The sequence below is a fragment of the Rodentibacter sp. Ppn85 genome (assembly GCF_001999335.1).
Taxonomy (GTDB): Bacteria; Pseudomonadota; Gammaproteobacteria; order Enterobacterales; family Pasteurellaceae; genus Rodentibacter.
In genome coordinates this window covers 1-7,211 of sequence record NZ_MLHS01000031.1, presented here as the reverse complement: position 1 = coordinate 7,211, position 7,211 = coordinate 1, and the positions used below count along the sequence as shown (strand labels likewise).

The 7,211-nt window shown below is 40.3% G+C and carries 1 pseudogene; it reads left to right on the top strand.

Annotated features, from left to right (window positions below):
• Positions 1-7,211 (top strand): annotated as a pseudogene (locus tag BKL51_RS05835) (hypothetical protein); the annotation flags it as partial.

Genomic DNA, 7,211 nt, shown 5'->3' with positions numbered 1-7,211 from the left:
ATATCGTCAAATTCAAAATGTTGCGGCAGGTCGTATTTCTGAGCAATCTACCGACGCAATCAATGGTTCACAACTTTATGCCGTTTGGAAAACATTAGATGGAAAATTTGACAGTATTAGTAGCGCAGATTGGAATTTAACAACATCTAATTCATCAGGCTCGGTAACTGGAAAGAAAGTTGAAACGATTAAGAAAGGTAGCATAGTTACGGTTGATGCAGGTAAGAATATTCATATCACGCAAAATGGTACTAATATTAGTATTGCAACTGCAGATAGAGTGAATTTCACTAACGTCGAAACTGGTGGTTTAACAGTAAGAGCAAATGCGCCAGTACTAAATTTCAATCATAATAGATTAACTAATGTTGGTGATCCAACAGCGGATAAAGATGCAGCCAATAAACAATATGTAGATAATAAAACGTTTGCATTAAAGGCGAATGATAATAACACGGCTACACAGAAATTAAATAGTTCTATTTCAGTCATTGGTGGCAATTCTAATATTTTGACATCAGTTGCTAATAATGCTGTTAAGATCAATCTCAATAACACTCTTAATCTCACCAAAGCAGGTAGCGTGCAAATAGGTGATACGTTAGTTAATAACACTGGTGTCGCAATCACTGGTGGTCCAAGTGTCACTAAGGTCGGTATCAATGCAGGTGATAAGCAGATTACCAATGTATCAGCTGGTACAAAGGATAATGATGCGGTTAACCTTTCTCAATTAAATGCCACGAATCAAAATGTTACTAACTTAAATGAAACTGTAGCAAAAGGTTGGAATGTGGTTACGTCTAAATCTGGTACGGGTAATGTGACCAATAATAGTACGACGAATGTGGCTATGGGGGATACAGTAACCATTGATGCAGGCAATAATATCAATATCACCCAATCAGGTAAAAAAGTCAGCATTGCTACCTCTTCTACACCTAACTTTAGTAGTGTCAATACCGGTAATTTAACCGTTCGACCAAACGGTAATGTGAATTTTGGTGGTAATGTTTTAGCGAATATTGGTGCGCCGGTTAACGACAATGATGCGACAACCAAAAAATATGTTGATGATGGTCGTACAAAAGTTACGTCTAACGATGGTACGGTGAAGATTACTGAAGGTGGGAATAATAAACAAAAAACCTATGATTTATCCGTCAATATCAGCAATGTTCCGCAAAATATTAAATATAAAGGTGATACTGGGAGCGGCTCGAATAAACTGAGCGAAGAGCTTCATTTCAAAGGGTCTGATTTAGTTAAGACTAAAGCTGAAAATGGTACGATTACCTTTGATTTAGGTGATAATGCGACCTTTGGTTTAAATACTCAAAAAGGCAATGTCAGTAAGAAAGTCGGCAATACTATTGATATTGAAGGCAATAATTCAAACATTAATACGCTTGTAGATAATGGGAAAGTTAAAATCAACTTAAACAATAATTTGAATTTAACTGATGGCGGTAGTGTAACTATCGGCGATACCGCATTAAACAGCACAGGTTTGACGATCAATAACGGACCTAAAGTCGTTAAAAACGGTATTGATGCGGGTGATAAAAAAATTACTAATGTATCTAACGGTACGATAGATGCGAATAGTAAAGATGCAGTAAACGGTAGCCAACTTTATATAACTAACCAAAATGTAACAAACCTTACGACAGAGGTAGCGAAAGGTTGGAATCTCACCACATCTAAATCAGGCACAGGTAATGTTTCTAATAATACAACTGAAAAAGTTGCCATGGGTGAAACAGTTACTATTGAAGCGGGCGACAATATTAATATTACTCAAGCCGCTAAGAAAGTAACTATTGCCACCTCATTAACGCCTAACTTTACTTCTGTGGATACCGGAAATTTAACGGTTCGAAACGGTGGTAAAGTCGATTTTGGTGGTAATAACATTACTAATGTTGGTGCGCCGGTAGCAGATAATGATGCGACAACCAAAAAATATGTGGATGATGGTCGTACGACAGTGAATTCTACGGACGGCAGCGTAACAGTAAACGGCACAGGCACAAATCCGAAAAATTACGATTTGTCTGTGAATATGACTAAAGTTGCTGAAGATGTGAAATTTAAATACTCAGGCGACAATAACTCTAGCGGTGAAAACAAATTAAGTGAAACCGTGAAGTTTAAAGGTTCTGATTATGTTACGACCAATGCCTCAAATGGACAAATTGCTTTTGATTTAAGTGATACTGCTAAAAATAAAATCAATAATGCAATTCAAAACTTTACCGTAGGAGCTGATAAAAATAACCAAGTAACAGGGTTAAATATTACGAACGGCGGACGTTTTGATATTGTCGGCAAAGACGGCAACTACATCGAAACCAATGTGAGCGGTAAAAACATCACAGTTGGTCTAAATGCTAATGCGACGGAAGCAATTGAAAAAGCGCACAAAGGCTTTGGCTTAAAAGCAGAAGATGGTAACAATGTTACTCATCAATTAGGCGAGCCAATTGAAGTTGTTGGTGGAAATAATAATCTCAATACTACTGTTTCCAATGGCAAAGTGAAGATCAATCTAAACAATACTCTTGATCTTACTGATGCAGGTAGTGTCAAGTTAGGCGATACCGTACTAAATAGTAGTGGTTTAACCATTAACAACGGTCCAAGTGTAACTAAAGACGGCATTAATGCAGGCGATAAGAAAATCACTAATGTTACCGATGGTGCAATTTCTGCTGATAGCAAAGATGCGGTAAATGGTAGCCAGCTTTATGCAACTAACCAAAATGTAACTAATATCAGCAATGAAGTAGCGAAAGGTTGGAATCTTACCACTTCTAAATCCGGAACGGGTAACGTTGTTGATAATACAACTGAAAAAGTTGCAATGGGCGACACCGTTACTATTGAAGCAGGTGACAATATTAATATTACTCAAGCCGCTAAGAAAGTAACTATTGCCACTTCATTAACGCCTAACTTTACTTCTGTGGACACCGGAAATTTAACGGTTCGAAACGGTGGTAAGGTCGATTTTGGTGGTAATAACATTACTAATGTTGGTACGCCGATTGCAGATAATGATGCGACAACCAAAAAATATGTGGATGATGGTCGTACAACTGTTACTTCAACAGATGGTAGCGTAATGGTAACGCCAAATGGAACGCAACCAAAAAATTATGACTTGTCTGTCAATATGAGCAAACTTACCGGAGATGTGAGTTTAAAATATAAAGCTGATACAGGTAACGGAACGAATAAATTAAGTGATGAAATCACTTTCAAAGGTTCGGATTATATTAATACGACTGCTAAAAATGGTGAGATTGGCTTTGATTTAAGCAAAACAGCGAAAGATAAAATTGATAATGCAATTCAAAACTTTACGGTTGGCGCGGATCAAAATAATACAGCTACGGGAATTAATGTTACCAACGGCGGACGTTTTGATATTGTCGGCAAAGATGGCAACTACATCGAAACCAATGTGAGCGGTAAAAATATCACGGTTGCGCTAAATCAAAATGCAACCTCAGCGATTGAAAAAGCACATAAAGGCTTTGGCTTAAAAGCAGAAGATGGTAGTAATGTCACCAAACAATTAGGCGAAGCGATCGAGATTGAAGGCGGTAATAGCAACCTAAATACTACAGTAGCTGATGGCAAAGTTAAGATTAACTTAAATAATAGTCTTGATTTAACCGATGCCGGTAACGTAAAAATCGGTGATGTTAATCTGACCAAAGACGGTTTAACCATTAACGGCGGGCCAAATATTACAAAAGCAGGTATTGATGCCGGCAATAAGCAAATTACCAATGTTCAAGACGGTAATATCGCAAAAGACAGCAAGGATGCAATTAACGGCGGTCAGCTTTATACGGCGATTACAAATTCAGGCTTCGATCTTGCAACTAATGGTGATGCAAGGCAGGCTAAAGACAAACGTATCAATAATAATGAAACCTTTAACCTAAATCAAAGCACCAATATTCTGGTTAAACAGATTGATAACGGCTATGAAATTGCGACGGCTGATAATGTGACGTTCACGAACATTACAGTAGGTAAAGATGGCAAAGACGGTATTATCGGTGTAAACGGTACAGACGGTAAAGGCGTTGTATTGAACGGTAAAGACGGCTCGATTGGTCTGAAAGGCAAAGACGGCGTATCGGCTAACTTTACCGTGGCAAACGGCACCGGCACGTTAGATGAACCGAATAAAGGCAAAGAAGGTATTGAGCGTCTAGTTTATAACACCACAAATAAAGATGGCACAACGACTTCCCGTGAAATTGCGACTAAAGATGACGGTTTAATCTTCAAAGGTGATGACCAAACAGAGATTGCGAAGAAACTTGGCTCAACTTTAAATATCACCGGTGGCGCAAGTAAAGATGCACTAACCGACAAAAATATCGGTGTGAACAATGAAAACGGCACATTGACGGTGAAATTAGCCAAAGATCTCAACTTAACCGAGAACGGTAGTGTGACGATCGGCGATGTTAATTTAACCAAAGAGGGTTTAACCATCAACGGCGGGCCGAATGTCACCAAAGACGGCATCAATGCCAGTGATAAAGTGATCACGAATGTGTCCAACGGCACGAACGGCACCGATGCGGTAAATCTATCGCAATTAAATGCGTCTGCAAAAGCGGCTAAAACCGAGGTCGTAGCAGGTAGAAATATCAATGTTACGAATGCTACTGGCACTGACGGTCAAACTATTTATACGGTGAATGCAGAGAAATCCGTTGTGAGCAATGGGTCAAGCAATATTACTGTGACTGCGACCCCAAATGCAACCACAGGTGTCACTGATTACAGCGTTGATCTGTCTGAAGAAACCAAAGCACAAATCAAGAAAGAAGAGAGCGTGGTTGCAGCAAGTGATCGCGTGACCGTCACGCAAAGCAAAACAAATAGCACCGGCGGCAAAGAATTTGAAGTCGATGTAAATGCGCAAAAAGTAGTGGAAGCGGCACAGTTACCGGTCGTTTATACCAATAAAGACGGCGACAAACTCGTGAAAGTCGGGGATAAATTCTACAAAGCGGGTGATGTCACAAACGGCACGGCAAATGCTGGAGCGACAGAAGTCGCAAAAGCGGATGTGATTGCATCATTAAATAATGGTGACAACAATACTACTGCGCCGATGACGTTAAGCAACCTACAAAGCACGTTAGACAAAGTAACCAACGCCACAACGTCTAATCCGGACAAAACCGGCACGAAATATGACAACGCAACGAATAATGCGGCGACTGTCGGCGATGTGTTAAATGCGGGTTGGAACTTAAAACAGAATGGCAACGAAGTGGACTTCGTCACCCACGGTAACACGGTCAACTTTAATGACGGCCAAGGCGTGAAAGTCAGCACAGAGTATAACGGCACTACCGGTACAACCAATATCACCTTTAATACGACAAACAGCTATGTGGATGCCAGCGGCAACCCAACCAGCGATCCAGGTAACAAGGTGAAATTCATTGGGGCAGAAAACGGTAAACCGGTATCAATCACTAATGTTGACAGCGGTGTATTGCCGAACAGCAAAGCGATTCCGGAAGGTCAATCCTTTAATGATGTACTCAATAATGTTACGGGTAGCGATCTCAACAACGTTGTGAATGTTGGCGATTTACAAAACGCGACCAAAAACATTATGAATACCTCATTACAAGCGGTCGGATTTGCATTAAAAACTGCAAATGTGAGCGGCACGAATGGGGTAGCCGAAGAATTAACCGGTTTAACAGAGGATGGTAAGCGTTTAACCAATAACGAAACCTTTAACCTAAACGCAAGCAATAATATCCAGATCAAACAGGTTGAGAACGGCTTTGAAGTGGCGACAACCGAGAATGTGACCTTTACGAACATTACTGTCGGCAAAGACGGTAAAGACGGCACGATCGGCGTGAACGGTCAAAACGGTACGGGTGTTGTGCTAAACGGTAAAGACGGTTCTATCGGCTTAACCGGTCCAAAAGGTGCGGACGGTAAAAATGCGTCAGCTAATATTAGTGTCGCAAACGGTAGCGGTACTTTAGATAACGCAACTCACGGTGGTGATGGCATTAGCCGTTTAGTTTACAACACCACCAACACCGACGGTTCAATCACTACCCGTGAAATAGCAACCAAAGATGACGGCTTGAAATTCCAAGGCGACAGCGGTGATGAAATTGCGAAGAAATTAGGTTCTACCCTAAACATTACCGGTGGCGCAAATAAAGATGCCTTAACCGATAATAATATCGGTGTTATCAGCAAAGATGGTAATTTAACCGTTAAATTGGCGAAAGACCTGAATCTGACCGAAAACGGTAGCGTAACAATCGGTGATTTAACGATCAATAAAGGCGGTTTCAATGCCGGCAATACAACCATTACCAATGTAAAAGGTAATTTAGAGAATGTGACGAATACAACCACCTCTAATCCGAATACCACAAATTATGAGGATAAGAAAAATAATGCCGCGACGGTAGGTGATGTATTGAATGCCGGTTGGAACTTACAAAACAACGGTCAACCGGTTGATTTTGTAACACACGGTAATACGGTGAACTTTAATAATGGTACAGGTGTATCGGTTAATGCAGTTTATGACAATGCAACAGGGACAACCAACATTACCTTTAACACTACAAACAGCTATGTAGATAATAATGGTGCATTAACTAACGTACCGAGTAACACTGTGAAATTTATTGGTGGTAATGCTTCCGCACCGGTATTAATTACCAATGTGGATAGCGGCGTATTATCAAATGGTATGACTATTCCGGCAGATAAAACATTTAATGATGTGTTAAATAATATCTCTGGTGATGCTTTGAAGAATGCTGTCAATGTAGGCGACTTACAAAATGCAACTAAAGATATTACCAACACAGCGTTAAGCGGTGTTAAATTCAACCTTACAACAAAATCAGTCAATGGTACTAACGGTAATGCTACGGTAGCGGACAATTTATCTGATAATGACAAGCAGTTGACTAACAATGAAACCTTCACACTAGATGCAGGTAACAATATTGTTATCAAACAAATTGCGAATGGTTATGAGATTGCTACATCAAATAACATTACAGTTGGCCAAGCAGGTCAAGACGGTGTGGACGGCACAATCGGCGTGAACGGCAAAGACGGTTCTGCGGTGGTTATTAACGGCAAAGACGGCTCTATCGGTTTAACCGGCCCGAAAG